Here is a 17135-nt window from a genome sequence, read left to right as displayed (position 1 = left end):
TGTCCCCAGTATCGTACCTATGGAAGAGAGGTAGCAGATGGACGTAGGACAGATTGCCGGCCTGATAGCGGCCATTGCCTTCGCTATCCTGGCGGGGTTTCTGATCTATCCCCTGATTCGTCTGGGGAAGCTCTTCGATCAGCTGGCGCAGACCATCAAGCAGGCGGGCGACCATGTCGTGCCCACCCTGGACGAGTCCACCAGCACGGTCACCCAGCTCAACCAGACTCTGACTGACGTCAATCGCATCTCCGCAGCGGCTTCGACCACGGCAGGCAACGTTGGCGCCCTGACCGACCTGTATGGATCAATGCTGGGCAAGCCGGTCATCAAAGTGGCGGCCTTCTTCTACGCCCTGCGCAAGACGATCTCGTCATTCCTTTCAGGAGGCCGCAACAGCGCCGAATCCAAGCCCTCCACCGCACCAAATACCACCGCACAAAAGGCCAATGAGGGCCAAGGGAACGAGGGGAGGACCCGCTGATGTTCAAACGGATCTTCTGGATGGGGCTGGGAGTCACTGCAGGCGTGGTCCTGGTGACCAAGGCCGAGGCCTATGTGAGGGCCAACACCCCCAAGCGTGCGAGGGAATTCGTGCTGGGCGAGGACCAGGATCAGGTGGCTTCACGGACCCTGTCCGGCCTGGTGCACCAGTTCACCCAGACAATGCACCAGCGGCAGGAGGAGCTGGACCGCCGCTATCTGGACCGTTTCTAGGGCTGAGCCTGGGGCGGACAGGCCAGGACAGATGCGCCTGGCCGGTGTAAAATCACCATATTCAGCTATAGCTATGAGTCCGGGGTGCGGGCGACATGTTCGCGCCCCGGACAACAGAGTCATTTGGACAACCCGTAATCCCGTCGGCGTTCACCGGGTCTGAAGGAGCAGAAGCAGCATGCGCACATCGGAAATCGCCAAGCGTTTCCTCGATTATTTCCAGGGCAAGGATCATCTGGTGGTTCCATCCGCCTCCCTGATCTCGCCCAATCCCACCACGCTCTTCACCATCGCCGGCATGGTCCCCTTCATCCCCTATCTGCTGGGGGAGCAGACCCCGCCCAGGAGCCGGATGGCCAGCAACCAGAAGTGCGTGCGCACCCTGGACATCGACGAGGTGGGCAAGACCACCCGTCACGGCACCTTCTTCCAGATGCTGGGCAACTTCTCCTTCGGAGACTACTTCAAGGAGGAGGCCATCCACTACGCCTGGGACCTGCTGACCAAGCCCCAGGACCAGGGTGGCTACGGCTTCGATCCCGAAACGATCTGGGTGACCACCTACACCGACGATGACGAGGCCCGCTCCCTGTGGAAGAACGAGGGCTTCGATCCCGAGCACATGGAAATCCTGGGCATGGAGGACAACTTCTGGACCACTGGTGGCCCCGGCCCCGGCGGCCCCTGCTCTGAAATCTATGTGGACCGCGGCCCTGCTTACGGCAAGGAGGGCGGTCCCTCGGCAGATGAGAACCGGTACATCGAAATCTGGGATCTGGTCTTCGAAAACTACGAGGTGGACAACGTCCGCTCCAAGACCGACCTGCACATCGTAGGCGAGCTGGAGCACAAGAACATCGACACCGGCGCCGGACTGGAGCGCCTGGCCTACCTGCTCCAGGGCAAGCAGAACATCTATGAGACCGACGAGGTCTACCCCGTCATCCAGGCGGCCGAGGACCTGTCTGGCCGGCACTACGGCGACGATGCCCAGGCTGACGTGCGCTTCCGCGTGGTGGCCGACCACGTCCGCTCGGCCCTGATGATCATGAGCGACGGCGTCCGCCCCAGCAACGTCGGCCGCGGCTATGTGTTGCGTCGTCTGCTGCGCCGGACCATCCGCTCTATGAAGATGCTGGGCGTGGACCAGGAGGTTCTGCCCCAGCTCTTCCCGGTCTCCAAGGAGGCCATGGCCCCCAGCTACCCTGAGCTCAACGACACCTTCTCCGAGGTGGCCGAGTCGGCCTATGGCGAGGAGCTGGCCTTCCGCCGGACCCTGGACAAGGGGACCACCATTCTGGATACGGCCGTCAACAAGGCCAAGAAGGGCAAGGGCGATCCCGAGGTCTCCGGCAAGGATGCCTTCACCCTGCACGACACTTACGGCTTCCCCATTGAGCTGACCCTGGAGATGGCCGCCGAGCAGGGCGTCAAGGTGGATCAGGACGAGTTCCGGAAGCTCATGAACGAGCAGAAGTCCAGGGCCCGCGCCGATGCCATGAAGAAGCGGCACAACGTGGACCTGAGCGTCTACGACGATATGCGCAAGAGCCTGAAAGAGCCTCAGGTCTTCCTGGGCTACACCGACTTTTCCAGCCGCTCGACCGTCCTGGGCATCATCCAGGAGGGCAAGGGAGCGGTTCCGGCCGTCAAGGCCCCTGCCCAGGTCGAGGTGATTCTGGACCGTTCGCCTTTCTACGCCGAGGCAGGCGGTCAGCTGGCCGACCAGGGAGAGATCCTGACCGACGATGGGGCCGTCCTGGAGGTGGATGACGTGCAGAAGCCCATCAAAGGGCTGACCATCCACCGCTGCCGCCTGACCGAGGGAACGCTGACCCTGCAGGCCAAGGTCACGGCCAACATCGACCGGAACCGGCGCGGCGCCATTGCCCGCTCGCACACGGCCACGCACATGGTCCACAAGGCCCTGCGCGAGGAATTGGGTCCCCAGGCCACGCAGCGCGGCTCCGAGGATGCGCCCAACAGGCTCCGCTTCGACTTCCAGTGGTCGCAGGCCCCCAGCCGCCAGGCCATGGATGCGGTGGAAGCCCGCGTCAACGACCGGTTGCGCGACAACCTGGCTGTGACCGCGCAGGAGATGAAGTACGACGATGCCATCGCCCTGGGCGCCATGCACCTGTTCGGGGAGAAGTACGGCGACGTGGTCCGTGTGGTCTCCATAGGTGAGGACGGCTGGAGCCGTGAGCTCTGCGGGGGAACCCATGTGGATCACGTGGGCAAGATCGGTGCGGTCTCCATCATGTCCGAGGCCTCGGTGGGCACCGGCGTCCGTCGTGTCGATGCTGTAGTGGGCCAGGGGGCTTACGAGTACAACGCCCGTGAGCACGCTCTGGTCTCCCAGCTCTCCGACAAGCTCAACGCCCGCCCCGATGAGCTGGAATCCAGGATCTCGGCCCTGCTGGCCAAGCTCAAGGAGTCTGACCGCCGACTGGCGGCCACCTATGAGCAGCAGATGGCCCAGGCTGTGCCCGAACTGGCCAGCCAGGCCCTGCATGCCCCGGAAGATGTCAAGATCGCATCCCGGAATATGGGCCGTTTCGGTTCTGTGGATGCCTTGCGCAAGACGGTGACCGACCTGCGGGCCCGCATGGGCGAGGAGTACCCTGTGGTAGTCGCCCTGGCCGGTGTCAGCGAGGATGACAAGCCCGTCATCTTCGTAGCCACCAATCAGGCTGCCCGTGATCGCGGTCTCAGGGCCGGCGACCTGGTCAGGACAGCCTCCAAGGTCCTGGGAGGCGGCGGAGGAGGCAAGCCTGACTTCGCCCAGGGCGGCGGTCAGGATGCCTCGGCTATTGATCGGGCCTTGAAGGCCCTGAGTGATCAGGTCCGAGAGGGCTGAGCTTCTCGTGCGATCACATACAGCCGTATGGCTGGGGGTGGATCTTGGGGAAGCCAGGGTGGGTCTGGCCCTGTCGGACCCGGAGCTGACCCTGGCCTTTCCCGCTGGCAACATCAGGGTTCAGGGCGACTACTTCCAGGCTCTGGACCAGGTGGAAGACCTGATTATGGATAAATGTGTGTCCAAGGTCGTAGTCGGATACCCTCTGCTCCTGAGCGGTCAGGCTGGTCGCAGCGCCAAAAAGGCTTCCCGTTGGGTGCGCGCCTTGACCGGACGCCTTCAGGAGGCTTCCCGGGATGCCGACATTGCCCCTGAGCAGCTGCCCAGTGTAGTATTGCGAGACGAACGACTGACGACCGTCAGCGCCCATCGTCAGCTATACGATGCTCGCGTGGACGGGCGAAGACATCGTCCTGTGGTCGATCAGCAGTCCGCTGTTGTGCTGCTGCAGTCGGCCCTGGACAACCAACGTGCCGACAAGGAGTGGTAATTGGCCGACGACATGCAGGAATTCTTCCAGGATAAGGTCCAGTGGGTGGCCGATGGGCAAGCCCCGGTCTCCGCCATGCCGCCACGTCCTCCTCGTTCGCGTCGTGAGATGCGTCGTCGGCGTGAACGTCGCAAGCGCCGTCAGCGGATTATGGTTCTCCTCATCGCTTTGGCCGTGGTGGTTGCTGCCTCCTGCGTGGTGATTCTGGTGGGCGGGCTACGCCATGGAACTCCCAGGATCGTAGCCACCAAGGAGGTCGCCCCTGATTATCCCGGCCCTGGTGGAGCGCCGGTGGAGTTCACGATCGAGAGCGGCCAGGGGGCTGATCAGGTCGGTGCCAACTTGGTCAAGGCTGGAGTGGTCAAGTCCACGGAGGCCTTTTTGCACGCCATCACCAGCGCCCAATCCGAGTCCAGGCTGGTGCCCGGCACCTTCGATCTGCGTCTGCGAATGAAAGCCTCCGATGTCGTGACCATTCTGACTGACCGGAACAAGGCCGGCGGCTTCCTGCAGGTGCGGGCCGGCGAGCGAGTACGTGATGTGATTGCCAGGGCCGCTCAGCTTTCTGGGGTGCCGCAGAGCGAATTCGATGCCTTGGTTCAAGCCAAGGGGGAGGGGATTCTGCCCCAGGAGGCCCAGGGAGACTTCGAGGGCTGGCTGCAGCCCGGGGAGTACGATGTGCGCAAGGCCGGGTCAGCCAAGGCCATCCTGACCAACCTGGTCTCCAAGCGTATTGAGCATCTGGATCAGTTGGGCGTACCCGGCGGTCAGGAACGGCAGACCATCCTGAATACAGCCTCCATTACCGAAGCCGAGGTCAACAAATCGGAATACTACGGCAAGGTGGCAAAGGTCATCGACAACCGATTGGCCAAGGGAATGCCCTTGGGCATGGACAGCACGGTGGCCTACTCCAACAACGTATCGGCCTTGAAGCTGACCGATGCCATGCTCCAGAACGCCGACGACCCCTACAACACCAGGGTCCACCAGGGCCTGCCTCCAGGCCCCATCGGTAGCCCGGGAGACGAGGCCATCCAGGCGGCCATGCACCCGGAGTCGGGCAACTGGCTCTATTTCGTGACTGTCAACTTGGACACGGGAGAGACCAGGTTCAGCGACAACCAGGATCAGTTCAACCGAGATGTCAAGGAATACAAGGCCTGGGAATCTCAGCACAACGAGCAGAACAACTAGTGCCCTGCTCTGGGGCCGCAATTGCCTAGACGGCGTCAATGATCAGGGCCGCTACTGCTGCGGCGAGGATGACCGGGACGTAGGCCAGCGAGAGCGGGTTGCGTGTTCCGGCCGATCCACGCCGACGAGCCAACCAGGCCAGAGCCAAGGCAATTAGCCCCAGCAGTCCCATCATCACCCACCAGACCAGGATCGTTGTCCATCCCAGAACCGACAGGCTCAGGGCCACCAGACCTGTGGCCGTCACGTCGCCCAGCCCTAGGGCACCGGGTCGGATCAGGGCTAGCGTGAGCTGAAGGCCTGCAGAGGCCAGAGTCAGCAGCAGGCACCGCACCAGCAGCATCGGCTGAGCCTGGAACAGTGAAAAGACCAGCAGGGTCACAGTCTGCAGAACCAGTCCCAAGAGCACTGGAAGACGTGGGACCCGCCGGGTGCGGATGTCGATCAGGGCCAGGAGGAGGGCGGTTAGCAGTCCCGGCGCTGGGATGAGGTAGACCATCTTCTAAGATAATCATACGTAGCCCTAACCTGGCAAACGAGGAACGAACGAGGAGCTTGAATATGTTGCGCTGGCAGACGGCAGGGGAATCCCACGGAGAGGCCCTGGTGGCCATGATGGAGGGTCTGCCCGCAGGGGTCGCCGTGTCCACCAAGGATATTGAATCGGCCTTGGCCCGTCGTCGGCTGGGCTATGGACGCGGAGCCAGGATGGGCTTCGAACAGGATCGGGTTCGGCTGCTGACCGGGGTCAGACATGGACGGACGCTCGGCTCTCCGGTGGCCATCGAGATCGGCAATACGGAGTGGCCCAAGTGGGAGCGGATCATGAGCGTGGACGAGCTGCCTGCCGACCAGGAGCCTCCGGCGACCGGCCGCAACGCCCCGCTGACCAGGCCCAGGCCCGGCCACGCCGATCTGACCGGCATGCGCAAGTACGGGTTTACGGATGCGCGCCCGGTCCTCGAGCGCTCATCGGCCAGGGAGACCGCCTCCCGGGTGGCCCTGGGATCGGTGGCTGCCGACTTCCTGCAGCAGGCTCTGGGCATACGGACCGTCTCCCATGTCATTTCCATAGCCGGGGTCGGCCGGGAGGGCCATGAAGTCACGCCCGGCCCTGAGGACGGACCTGCACTGGACGCCTCGCCGGTCAGGACCTTGGATAAGGACGCCGAGAAGCGGATGATGGCCAGGATCGACCAGATCAAGAAGGACGGCGACACCGCAGGCGGGGTCTTCGAGGTTATTGCCTATGGTGTGCCGGCAGGCCTGGGCACCTATGTGGAGGACGATCGCCGTCTGGATGCTGCCCTGGCCAGCGCCTTCATGGGCATTCAGGCCATCAAGGGCGTGGAGATCGGCGATGGCTTCAGCGAGGCTGATCGCCCCGGCTCGCAGGCCCATGACGAGATGGAGCCCGGTCCGGACGGCACCATCCGCAGACTCAGCAATCACGCAGGAGGCTTGGAGGGCGGCACGTCCAACGGCCAGCCCATCAGGGTCAGGGCCGCCATGAAGCCCATCTCCTCGGTGCCGCGGGCCCTGCGCACGGTGGATGTGGCCACCGGCCAGCCTGCCCAGGCCATCCATCAGCGTTCCGACGTGACCGCCGTGCCTGCCGCAGCAGTGATCGGCGAAGCCATGATGAACCTGACCCTGGCGCGATTCGTCTTGGAGAAGTTCGGCGGCGACTCGCTTGAGGAGGTTCGGCGCAACGCCGAAGCCTACCTCCAGTCCTGGCCCGAGCATCTGCGGTGAGGGGCGGACTTCCATGATTGAAAGTAGCAGCATGCCCAAGGCCGTCGTCATCGGCATGCCCGGTGCGGGCAAGACCCGGCTGGGCAGGGAGACGGCTGCCCTGATCAAGGCGCCCTTCCGGGATACGGACCAGTGCATCGAGGAGGAAGCAGGCCGATCGGTCAGCGAGATCTTCGATACTCAGGGCGAGCAGGCTTTCCGCGGCATGGAGACCAGGACGGTCCTGGACCTCTTGAAGGACTTTCCTGGCGGCATCCTGTCCCTGGGAGGAGGCGCTCCCATGAGCACCGAGGTCTTCCAGGCGCTGCAGGACTATCGGCTGGCAGGAGGCGCTGTGGTCTACCTGGAAGTCGACCCCGAGGAGGGGGTCAGCCGAGCAGCTCGGTCAGATCATCGCCCCCTTCTACGCGGCGGCGCATCGGAGCGCTGGATGGCTCTTTATCGTGAGCGTCGCAGCGTCTACCAGGAGCTGGCCACCATCACCCTTAAATCCAGAAACACCACCCCCCGGGCCCTGGCCAGACGGCTGGCCGATGCCTTGACTGAGCGGGTGGTTCACGTCAGCGGTCCCGACCCCTACGACGTGAGGATCGGAGCAGGGGTGACGGGGCGGCTGCACGAGCTGCTTGGCGACCAGACCATGCGTGTGGCCCTGATCCACACCCAGCCGGTCCAGCGCCATTCCGACCATGCCCGGGCCCTGCTTCGCCAGGCCGGGTATCAGGTGGTGGATCTTACCATTCCCGACGCAGAGGCCGGCAAGACCATCCAGGTCAGCCAGGGCATCTGGGAGCGTCTGGCCACCGAGGGCTTCACCCGTTCCGACGCGGTTGTGGGGCTGGGCGGTGGAGCGGCCACAGACCAGGCCGGGTTCATCGCCGCCACCTGGATGCGGGGCATCCGCTATGTGAACTGCCCCACCTCCCTGCTGGCCATGGTCGACGCCTCCACCGGAGGCAAAACCGGCATCAACCTGGAGCAGGGCAAGAATCTGGTCGGCAGCTTCTATACCCCTGCCGGCGTCCTGGCTGATCTGCGGACCCTGCGGACCCTGCCCAATGACATCTTTGTAGAAGGCCTGGGCGAGGTGGCCAAGTCCGGGTTCATCATGGACGGAGGCATCCTGCGCGAGCTGGAGGAGCGGGCCGAGTCCCTGCGCGCCTTCGACGGACAGGAGTCCGACCAGTGGCTGGGAACAGTGGTCCAGGATCTGATCGAGCGTACGGTCGAGGTCAAGGCCCGGCACGTCTCAGTCGACCTCAAGGAGTCGGGCTTGCGGGAGTTCCTCAACTACGGCCACACCCTGGGCCACGCCATCGAGAAGATCGAACACTTCACCTGGCGGCATGGCCAGGCCGTGTCCGTGGGCATGGTCTTTGCAGCCGAGCTGGCCAGGATCACCGGCCATCTGGATCAGGATGCGGTCGATTACCACCGGCAGCTGCTATCCTCCCTGGGACTGAGAACCTGGTGGAACGGGGGCGACTTCGACCAGGTGCTGGCCCTCATGCATCGGGACAAAAAGGCCCGTGGCAACAAGTTGCGGTTTATCATTCTTGATGGTTTGGGCAAACCCACCCACCTGGACGACCCGCCGGTCTCGGCGCTCAAGGAGGCCTTCCAGGCCATACGCAAGGAGGAATGACATATGGCGGATGCCGACAAGGGCAGGCAGACGGTTCTGGTGGTCAACGGACCCAACCTGGGTCGGCTGGGCGTGCGCGACCCTGATGTCTACGGTCGACAGGATCTTGCGACGCTGACCCGGGACTGCGAAAACTGGGGTCAGCAGCTGGGTCTGGATGTTCAGGTGCTGCAGTCGGACGACGAGGGCCAGGTCATCCGCTGGATGCATCAGGCTGTGGACCAGGGCAGCGCGGTGGTGCTCAACCCGGCCGCCTTCACCCACTACAGCTATGGGCTTGCCGATGCCGCCGTCCAGGTCACCCAGGCAGGGCTGCCGCTGATGGAGGTCCATATTTCCAATCCGGCCTCCAGGGAGGCCTTCCGCCGGCGTAGCGTCATCTCGCCGGTGGCTACCGGCACCATCACAGGCATGGGCTTCTACGGCTACCGGCTGGCCCTGGAAGCAGTGGCCCACCTGCTGGAGACCGCATGAGCGAGAGCGGGGAGACCAGCGAGAAACTCTCCGCACCGCCCGAGGCCATCCTTGTCCGCGGCGCCAGGGTCCATAACCTGCGCAATCTGGATGTCGACATTCCTTTGAATCGCTTGGTGGGCATCGCGGGGGTCTCCGGCTCCGGCAAGTCCTCCCTGGCTCTGGGGGTCCTCTATGCCGAGGGGTCCCGGCGTTACTTGGAATCCCTGTCCACCTACACCAGAAGGCGGATGACCCAGGCCCAGCGCCCACAGGTGGAGTCGGTGCGTTTCCTGCCCCCTGCGCTGGCCCTGCGTCAGCGGCCGGGCGTGGGCGGCATGCGCTCCACCTTCGGCACCGCCACCGAGCTGCTCAATGTGCTCAGACTGATGTTCTCCCGGCTGTCCAGCCATGTCTGCCCCAATGGCCATCGCCAGGAGCCCACCCTGGCTGTCGCAGCCGAGATGCCCATCACCTGCCCCATCTGCGGTGCTAAAGTCGAGCCTCCCAGCGCCGAGGAGCTGGCCTTCAACTCCTTGGGAGCCTGCCCCACCTGCCAGGGGACCGGAACCGTGCGCGAGGTGGACGATGCCACCCTGGTCCCCGATGACAGCCTGACCATCGACCAGGGGGCCGTGGTGCCCTGGCGGACCTTCGGCTTCAACGTCCAGCCCGACATCGTTCGCGAGTTCGGAGTCCGCACCGACGTGCCCTGGCGGGACCTGACCGATTGGGAGCGGAGGATCGTCTTCGAGGGGCCGGCCGAGAAGAAGCACATCACCATTACTTCGATCAAGGGGGTCCACGAGCTGGACTTCACCTTCCGCAACGCACGGCTGACCGTGACCGAGGAGCTCAAGAGGGCCAACGACGACAAGCGTCTGGCCAAGGTAACCAAGTTCCTGACCGAGCGGACCTGCCCGGACTGCAAGGGCACCCGCCTCAACCAGCGGGCGCGTCTGCCCCGAATCAACGGGGACAATCTGGCCGAGGTCACCTCCTGGCCCCTGGATGAGGTGCTGGACTGGGGTCGGAAGCTGCCGCCCACGCTGCCTGAACCCATGCAGCCCATGGCTTCGGCCCTCTGCAAGACCCTGGATGAGATGGGCAGGCGGCTGATCCAGCTCGGGCTGAGCTACCTGACCCTGGACCGCTCCAGCGCCTCCCTGTCCACCGGCGAGCGGCAGCGGGCCCAGCTGGCCAGGGCCGTGCGCAACGAGACCACAGGCGTGCTCTATGTGCTGGACGAGCCCTCGACCGGCCTGCATCCTGCCAACCTGGAGGGGCTGATAGGGGTCATGCGCGACCTGCTGGCCGATGGGAATTCGGTGGTTTTCGTCGACCACGACGTCAAGGTTTTGCAATCAGCCGACTATCTGATCGAAATGGGTCCCGGTGCAGGGGAGCGCGGCGGCAGGATCCTGGCCCAGGGAGCCCCTGAGCGGATCGCTGCAGACCCGGACTCACGCATCGCCGGTTTTCTGGATGGACGTGAATCCGTTTTGGTACGGGACCGGCATCCCATGCCTGCAGAGCATGAGTGGATCCGCATGCAGTCAGGGCCCATTCACACGGTCCACCCTTTGGATCTGGCCATTCCTCGCGGATGCATGACGGCTGTAACCGGCGTATCCGGCTCCGGCAAGACCACCATGATCCTGGAGTCCCTGGTTCCGGCCCTGCAGGCCCGCATCCAAGGCGACCCCATGCCCAAGCATGTGCACAGTCTGGACCCTGCGGGCATCGACAGGGTTCGCCTGGTGGACTCCTCGCCCATAGGCATCAACGTGCGTTCCACAGTGGCCACCTACTCGGGGCTGATGGACCGGCTGCGCCGCCTCTTCGCGGCCACTGACCAGGCGAAAAAAGACAAGCTGGGCATCTCCGCATTCTCCTACAACACCGGATCCCTGCGCTGCCCCCAGTGCGACGGCACCGGACAGATCAGCCTGGACGTGCAGTTCCTGCCCGACATCCCCATCACCTGCCCCAGCTGCCAGGGTCGTCGATACCGCCCGGAGGCCGAGCAGTACCGTCTATCCACGCCGGCACACCCGGAGTCTATGAGCCTACCCGATCTGCTGGCCATGGAGGTGGGCCGTGCCCTGGAGGTCTTCGCGCAGGGCCGCGAGTACACGGCCATCCGCCGAGGCTTGCAGACCTTGAAGGACCTGGGCCTGGACTACCTGACCCTGGGGGAGGACACCCCCTCCCTGTCTGGCGGGGAGGCCCAGCGGCTGAAGCTCTCCAACGAGTTGGGCCGCAGGCAGAATGGCTCCATGTTCGTCCTGGACGAACCCACCACCGGCCTGCATCCCTTGGATGTGCGCGTCCTGATCGGGGTGCTGGAGCGCCTGGTCAGCAAGGGGGCCACAGTGGTCTTCATCGAGCACGATCTGGACATGATCGCCAACGCCGACCATGTGGTCGATATGGGCCCGGGCGGCGGCGACCGTGGCGGAAGGATCGTAGCCCAGGGCGACCCTGAATCAGTGGCCCGTAACCCGGATTCAGTGACCGGCCGCTACCTGGCCGACCACCTGCATCTGAGCCGTGCCTGAATCCGTCCCTCCTCCTCGAGTGTTGGCCGCTTTCTGGTCGCTCCTGCCTGATAGGCTGAAGTTCCATGGTCAGAGAACATGGAAATTCGCAAGGGCATATCACCAAACACATTTTCGTCACCGGCGGCGTGGTCTCTTCACTGGGCAAGGGACTGACCGCATCCTCTCTGGGCCGACTGCTGAGAAGCCGCGGAATTCGCGTTCTTCAACAGAAGCTGGATCCCTACATCAACGTCGATCCGGGGACCATGAACCCCTTCCAACACGGCGAGGTCTACGTGACCGAGGATGGGGCCGAGACCGATCTGGACATCGGCCACTATGAGCGTTTCACCGACGTCTTCCTCTCCCAGAAGGCCAACGTGACCACGGGCCAGATCTACCAGTCCGTTCTGCGCAAGGAGCGGGCGGGGGAGTACCTGGGTCAGTGCGTCCAGGTCATTCCCCACGTGACCAACGAGATCAAGAGCCGTATGCGGGCCCAGGCCAGCGACGACGTGGATGTGATCATCACCGAGATCGGCGGGACTGTGGGCGACATCGAGTCCCAGCCCTTCATGGAGGCCGCCCGTGAGGTTCGTCGGGACATCGGCCCGGACAACTGCATGTTCGTCCATGTCTCCCTGGTGCCCTACGTGGCCGCCGCCCACGAGCTCAAGACCAAGCCCACCCAGCACTCGGTCATGGCCCTGCGCCAGCTGGGCATCGCCCCCGACGCCCTGGTGCTGCGCTCGGACCGGCCGCTCAACCAGGGCATCAAGGACAAGATCTCCCTGATGTGCGACGTGGATGCCGAGGGCGTGGTCAACTGCGTGGATGCGCCCAGCATTTACGACGTGCCCAAGATCCTCTACAAGGAGGGTCTGGATGCCTACGTGGTGCGCAAGCTGGGACTGCCCTTCCACGACGTCGACTGGAACGAGTGGGAGGATCTGCTGGACCGGGTCCACAACCCCCGCACCAAGGTGGCCATCGCCATCGTGGGCAAGTACATCGACCTGCCTGACGCCTACCTGTCGGTCATCGAGGCCCTGAAGGCCGGCGGCTTCGCCAACCGTTCCCAGGTCCAGGTCAAGCTGGTGGCCGCCGACACCTGCGAGACCATGGACGGCGCCCGCAAGGCCCTGGAGGGCGTGGACGGCATCGTGGTCCCCGGAGGCTTCGGCATCCGCGGCATCGAGGGCAAGATCGGCGCCCTGCGCTACGCCCGTGAGACCGGCCTGCCTGCCCTGGGCCTCTGCCTGGGCCTGCAGTCCATGGTCATCGAGTTCGCCCGCCATGTCCTGGGGCTGGAGGACGCCAACTCCTCGGAGTTCGAGCCTGACTGCGAGAACCCGGTCATCGCCACCATGGAGGAGCAGAAGGACATCGTGGCCGGCCACGGCGACATGGGCCACACCATGCGGCTGGGCGCCTACCCGGCGGTGCTCAAGCCCGATTCCCTGGTGGCCCGGCTCTACGGCTCCACCGAGATCTCCGAGCGCCACCGCCACCGCTACGAGGTCAACGTGGCCTACAAGGAGCGGCTGGACAAGGCCGGTCTGCACATCTCGGGCACCAGCCCGGACGGGCAGCTGACCGAGTTCGTGGAGCTCTCCCAGGACCAGCACCCCTTCTATGTGGGCACCCAGGCCCACCCGGAGTTCAAGTCCCGGCCCACCAAGCCGCATCCCCTCTTCGCCGGCCTGGTCAAGGCCAGCCTGGAGCACGGAGGCCAGGAGGCGGCCTGAGGTCGATTCCTTTCGGACTCTTTCGGTATGATCGCCCGTTTCCCTCTTGTTGGGAAGCGGGCGATTGTCCGTATCGACGGCTTTGTCAAGAGGGTCGGCTGGATTCCTTAGAGAGCGTAAGCCCAGGTCTGGCGGTTTACTACTGTCCTGGTTATTCTGTAAAGGTGTGATCGGCCGCATATGGCGGCCGTGCGTGTGTTAGGAGGTCTCAGCTCGTGGACAGCACCTCGCAGCGGACAGACACATCGCGGGATGTGGAAATGAGCCAGTATGTGGCCGACCGCTCCCGCGTCAATGAAGAGAAAATCAAAAAAGACGACCAGATCATCTCCGAGTTCGGCGACTATACCTATGGCTGGCACGACTCCGACGATGCCGGGCGCAACGCCCACAAGGGCATCGACGAGGACGTGGTCCGGGCCATCTCGGCCGACAAGGGCGAGCCTGACTGGATGCTGCAGATGCGTCTCAAGGGCTATCGGGCCTTCATGGAGAAGCCCATGCCCAAGTGGGGCGTGGATTTGAGCGGGTTCGATGCCGACGACTTCAAGTACTATGTCAAGCCTTTGAAGGAGCAGGCCAAAGACTGGAAGGACCTGCCCGACGACATCCGCACCACCTATGACCGGCTGGGCATCCCCGAGGCCGAGAAGAAGCGGCTGGTCTCCGGCGTGGCCGCCCAGTATGAGTCCGAGGTCATTTACAACTCCATCCGCGACGATCTGCGCAAACAGGGGGTCATCTTCCTGGATACGGACACGGCCCTGAAAGAGTACCCGGACCTCTTCCGCAAGTACTTCGCCACGGTCATCCCTCCGGACGACAACAAGTTCGCCGCCCTGAACACGGCGGCCTGGTCGGGCGGCTCCTTCGTATACGTGCCCAAGGGCGTCCATGTGGACATCCCCTTGCAGGCCTACTTCCGCATCAACACGCCCAACATGGGCCAGTTCGAGCGCACGCTGATCATCGCCGACGAGGGCTCCTACGTCCATTACGTGGAGGGCTGCACGGCCCCCATCTACTCCACCGACTCCCTGCATGCGGCCAACGTGGAGATTGTGGTCGAGCCCCACGCCCGCGTGCGCTACACCACGGTCCAGAACTGGTCCAACAACGTCTACAACCTGGTCACCCAGCGTGCATATGTGCGCGAGGGCGGCACCATGGAGTGGGTTGACGGCAACATCGGCTCCAAGGCGACCATGAAGTACCCGGCCTGCATCCTGGCTGAGCCCTATGCCAAGGCGGAGACCCTCTCCCTGGGCTTCGCCGGCAAGGGACAGTACCAGGACACGGGCGCCAAGATGATCCACCTGGCACCCCACACCTCCTCCACTATCGTCTCCAAGTCCATCTCCCGCAACGGGGGAAGGGCCGCATACCGGGGCCTGGTCAAGATCATCAAGGGAGCCGAGAAGTCCTCCTCCTCGGTGGTCTGCGACGCCCTGCTGGTGGACGACTACTCCCGCTCGGACACCTACCCGCACGTGGACGTCCGCGAGGACGACGTCTCCATGGCCCACGAGGCCACCGTCTCCAAGGTTTCCGAGGACCAGCTCTTCTACCTGATGAGCCGTGGCCTGGAGGAGAAGGAGGCCATGGGCATGATCGTGCGTGGGTTCGTAGAACCCATCTCCCGGCAGCTGCCCATGGAGTACGCGTTGGAGCTCAACCGCTTGGTCGAATTGCAGATGGAGGGTTCGGTAGGCTGATGTCACAAAACAGCGAAATAACCATTCCGCATGCGGATCCCAAGGATCCTTATGCTTTCCCGGCCACCATGCCGTCCAGCGCCGACAAGGAGCCCCGCTCCTTCAACCCTGACGACTTCCCCATGCCCACCCGCAAGCAGGATGACTGGCGGTTCACCCCCATCGACCGGATGGAGGAGTTCTTCACCGTCTTCCAGCCCAGCGGCCTGACCAAGGTCTCAGTCACCATGATCGACGGGTCTGAACCGCCTGCAGATCAGGTCAGCTTCAGCCGGATTCCCATGGATCAGGCCCCCTGCGGCACCGTCCTCAAACCCAGCGACCGAGCGGCAGCTGTGGAGTGGGCCAGCGGCAAGCAGGCGACTGTGGTCAACCTCAGGGGCACCCTGGATCAGCCTGTGCTGGTCCGTGTCAACGGCGGCGGCCCCGAACTGGATGCCTTCCACCTGGTCATCAAGGCCGAAGCGGGCACCAAGGCCGATCTGGTGGTCGAACACCAGGGCCAGGCACGTCTGGCCGAGGGGGTTGAAATCGACATTGGCGACAATTCGCAGATGTCGACCACCTTCATCCAGGAGTGGGACAAGGGCAGCAAGCATGTAGGCAACCACCGCATCCACCTGGGAGCCGAGTCCTCCCTGCGTCACTCGGTGGTCAGTCTGGGAGGCGATGTCGTGCGGCTGCGCATGGACCAGGACTTCGGCGGCGAGCAGGGCGACCTGAACATGCTGGGCATCTACTTCGTCGATCCCGGCCAGCACATGGAGCACCGGACCATGGTGGTGCACAACCATCCCAACTGCAAGTCCCGTGTGGTCTACAAGGGGGCCCTGGACGGAATAGGCGCACACACCACCTGGGTGGGCAACGCGCTCATTCAGCCCACCGCGCCAGGAACCGACTCCTACGAGCTCAACCGAAACCTGGTGCTCACCCCCGGGGCCATCGCCGATTCCGAGCCCAACCTGGAGATCGAGAATGGCGACATTATCGGGGCAGGCCATGCCAGTTCGGTCGGCCGCTTCGACGACGAGGAGCTCTTCTACCTGCAGTCCCGCGGCATCCCCGAGCAGGAGGCCCGCAAGCTGGTGGTCCGAGGCTTCTTCGGCGAACTGGTGGAGGAGATCGACGTCCCCAGCGTCTCCGGGCACCTGATGGGGGTCATCGACCGCAGGCTGGCGGCCGGCGAGGATCAAGAGATGCAGCACGTTTTGGAGGAGAACTGACATGTCCACATTGGAAATCAAGGATCTGCACGTCTCAGTGGAGACCAAGGAGGGTCGCAAGCAGATCCTCAAGGGGGCCACGCTGACCGTCAACTCCGGCGAGACCCACGCCATCATGGGGCCCAACGGGTCGGGCAAGTCCACCCTGGCCTACACATTGGCCGGCCATCCCAAGTATGAGGTGGATTCCGGCCAGGCCCTGCTGGATGGGAAGGATCTGCTCAAGATGACCCCTGACGAGCGGGCCAAGGCCGGGCTCTTCCTGGCCATGCAGTACCCGGTCGAGGTGCCGGGCGTGTCCATGACCAATTTCCTGCGTACTGCCAAGACCGAGGTCGACGGCAAGGCCCCGGCCATCCGCCAGTGGACCAAGGACCTGAACGATGCCATGAAGCGGCTGCGCATGGATTCCAAGTTCGCCCGGCGCTCGGTCAACGAGGGCTTCTCCGGTGGCGAGAAGAAGCGGGCCGAGGTTCTGCAGCTGGAGCTGCTCAAGCCCAAGTTTGCCATCCTGGACGAAACCGACTCCGGTCTGGACGTGGACGCCCTGCGCATCGTCTCCGAGGGGGTCAACAGGGCCAAGGAGAACACCGGCATGGGCGTGCTCATGGTCACCCACTACACCAGGATCCTCAAGTACATCAAGCCTGATATCGTCCATGTCTTCGCCGACGGGCGCTTTGTGAAGACCGGCGGCCCCGAGCTGGCCGACACCCTGGAGGAGACCGGGTACGACCAGTATCTGCCCGAGGGCGCCGACTCGGAATCAGCCCTGGCCTGAGGATA

Annotated in this window: 14 protein-coding genes; 13 read left to right on the top strand and 1 reads right to left on the bottom strand. The window is 64.0% G+C overall.

The window, feature by feature from the left end:
- Positions 1-37 precede the first annotated feature (37 nt).
- The 5 genes from RAM15_RS04370 (at position 38) to mltG (ending at position 5264) form a co-directional block, all read left to right on the top strand.
- Positions 38-484: a DUF948 domain-containing protein gene (locus RAM15_RS04370; RefSeq protein ID WP_306220921.1), complete on the top strand. Its 447-nt coding sequence runs from the start codon at positions 38-40 to the stop codon at positions 482-484.
- Positions 484-717, top strand: coding sequence for a hypothetical protein (locus tag RAM15_RS04365; protein WP_306220920.1), 234 nt, complete (start codon positions 484-486; stop codon positions 715-717). The genes RAM15_RS04370 and RAM15_RS04365 overlap by 1 nt, the downstream gene beginning before the upstream one ends.
- A 178-nt stretch (positions 718-895) precedes the next feature.
- A complete protein-coding gene (alaS, locus tag RAM15_RS04360) occupies positions 896-3577 on the top strand; it encodes an alanine--tRNA ligase (protein ID WP_306220919.1) in 2682 nt (893 codons plus the stop codon).
- Positions 3578-3584: 7 nt separating this feature from the next.
- A complete protein-coding gene (gene ruvX / locus RAM15_RS04355; RefSeq protein ID WP_306220918.1) occupies positions 3585-4067 on the top strand; it encodes a Holliday junction resolvase RuvX in 483 nt (160 codons plus the stop codon).
- Positions 4068-5264 (top strand): endolytic transglycosylase MltG, encoded by a 1197-nt coding sequence (gene mltG / locus RAM15_RS04350; RefSeq protein WP_306220917.1) that lies wholly within the window; start codon positions 4068-4070, stop codon positions 5262-5264. It begins immediately after the preceding gene.
- A 25-nt stretch (positions 5265-5289) separates the two neighbouring features.
- On the opposite strand, the gene RAM15_RS04345 is transcribed toward mltG, so the two are convergent.
- Positions 5290-5763, bottom strand: a complete 474-nt coding sequence (locus tag RAM15_RS04345; RefSeq protein WP_306220916.1) for a hypothetical protein — start codon at positions 5761-5763, stop codon at positions 5290-5292.
- 62 nt (positions 5764-5825) lie between these two features.
- On the opposite strand from RAM15_RS04345, the gene aroC reads away from it, so the two are divergent.
- The 8 genes from aroC (at position 5826) to sufC (ending at position 17130) form a co-directional block, all read left to right on the top strand.
- Complete coding sequence (gene aroC / locus RAM15_RS04340; RefSeq protein ID WP_306220915.1) at positions 5826-7019, top strand: chorismate synthase; 1194 nt, start codon at positions 5826-5828, stop codon at positions 7017-7019.
- 13 nt (positions 7020-7032) lie between these two features.
- On the top strand, positions 7033-8664 hold the full coding sequence (locus RAM15_RS04335) for a bifunctional shikimate kinase/3-dehydroquinate synthase (RefSeq protein WP_306220914.1): 1632 nt from the start codon (positions 7033-7035) through the stop codon (positions 8662-8664).
- A gap of 3 nt (positions 8665-8667) precedes the next feature.
- Positions 8668-9138 (top strand): type II 3-dehydroquinate dehydratase, encoded by a 471-nt coding sequence (gene aroQ / locus RAM15_RS04330; RefSeq protein WP_306220913.1) that lies wholly within the window; start codon positions 8668-8670, stop codon positions 9136-9138.
- Positions 9135-11678, top strand: a complete 2544-nt coding sequence (locus tag RAM15_RS04325) for an excinuclease ABC subunit UvrA (protein ID WP_306220912.1) — start codon at positions 9135-9137, stop codon at positions 11676-11678. The genes aroQ and RAM15_RS04325 overlap by 4 nt, the downstream gene beginning before the upstream one ends.
- A gap of 65 nt (positions 11679-11743) precedes the next feature.
- Positions 11744-13408, top strand: coding sequence for a CTP synthase (locus tag RAM15_RS04320; RefSeq protein ID WP_306220911.1), 1665 nt, complete (start codon positions 11744-11746; stop codon positions 13406-13408).
- Positions 13409-13668: 260 nt separating this feature from the next.
- Positions 13669-15123: a Fe-S cluster assembly protein SufB gene (gene sufB, locus RAM15_RS04315; protein ID WP_081581024.1), complete on the top strand. Its 1455-nt coding sequence runs from the start codon at positions 13669-13671 to the stop codon at positions 15121-15123.
- Positions 15123-16349, top strand: a complete 1227-nt coding sequence (gene sufD / locus RAM15_RS04310; protein ID WP_306220910.1) for a Fe-S cluster assembly protein SufD — start codon at positions 15123-15125, stop codon at positions 16347-16349. The genes sufB and sufD overlap by 1 nt, the downstream gene beginning before the upstream one ends.
- A 1-nt stretch (position 16350) precedes the next feature.
- Entirely contained in the window at positions 16351-17130 is a 780-nt protein-coding gene (gene sufC / locus RAM15_RS04305; RefSeq protein ID WP_306220909.1) for a Fe-S cluster assembly ATPase SufC, read from the top strand.
- Positions 17131-17135: the final 5 nt, after the last annotated feature.

Origin of the sequence: Bifidobacterium asteroides (assembly GCF_030758775.1) — a bacterium.
Taxonomy (GTDB): domain Bacteria; phylum Actinomycetota; class Actinomycetes; order Actinomycetales; family Bifidobacteriaceae; genus Bombiscardovia; species Bombiscardovia kimbladii.
Note: the sequence above shows the minus strand (reverse complement) of the source record. Positions and strands in the feature narration are given on the sequence as shown.

Bases quoted from the DNA above. Each gene is read 5' to 3' on its own strand.
- sufB (WP_081581024.1), top strand. From the start codon at position 13,669: ATGAGCCAGTATGTGGCCGACCGCTCCCGCGTCAATGAAGAGAAAATC.
- RAM15_RS04365 (WP_306220920.1), top strand. From the start codon at position 484: ATGTTCAAACGGATCTTCTGGATGGGGCTGGGAGTCACTGCAGGCGTG.
- RAM15_RS04370 (WP_306220921.1), top strand. From the start codon at position 38: ATGGACGTAGGACAGATTGCCGGCCTGATAGCGGCCATTGCCTTCGCT.
- RAM15_RS04320 (WP_306220911.1), top strand. From the start codon at position 11,744: ATGGTCAGAGAACATGGAAATTCGCAAGGGCATATCACCAAACACATT.
- aroQ (WP_306220913.1), top strand. From the start codon at position 8,668: ATGGCGGATGCCGACAAGGGCAGGCAGACGGTTCTGGTGGTCAACGGA.
- RAM15_RS04335 (WP_306220914.1), top strand. From the start codon at position 7,033: ATGATTGAAAGTAGCAGCATGCCCAAGGCCGTCGTCATCGGCATGCCC.
- RAM15_RS04325 (WP_306220912.1), top strand. From the start codon at position 9,135: ATGAGCGAGAGCGGGGAGACCAGCGAGAAACTCTCCGCACCGCCCGAG.
- aroC (WP_306220915.1), top strand. From the start codon at position 5,826: ATGTTGCGCTGGCAGACGGCAGGGGAATCCCACGGAGAGGCCCTGGTG.
- RAM15_RS04345 (WP_306220916.1), bottom strand. From the start codon at position 5,763: ATGGTCTACCTCATCCCAGCGCCGGGACTGCTAACCGCCCTCCTCCTG.
- sufC (WP_306220909.1), top strand. From the start codon at position 16,351: ATGTCCACATTGGAAATCAAGGATCTGCACGTCTCAGTGGAGACCAAG.
- alaS (WP_306220919.1), top strand. From the start codon at position 896: ATGCGCACATCGGAAATCGCCAAGCGTTTCCTCGATTATTTCCAGGGC.
- sufD (WP_306220910.1), top strand. From the start codon at position 15,123: ATGTCACAAAACAGCGAAATAACCATTCCGCATGCGGATCCCAAGGAT.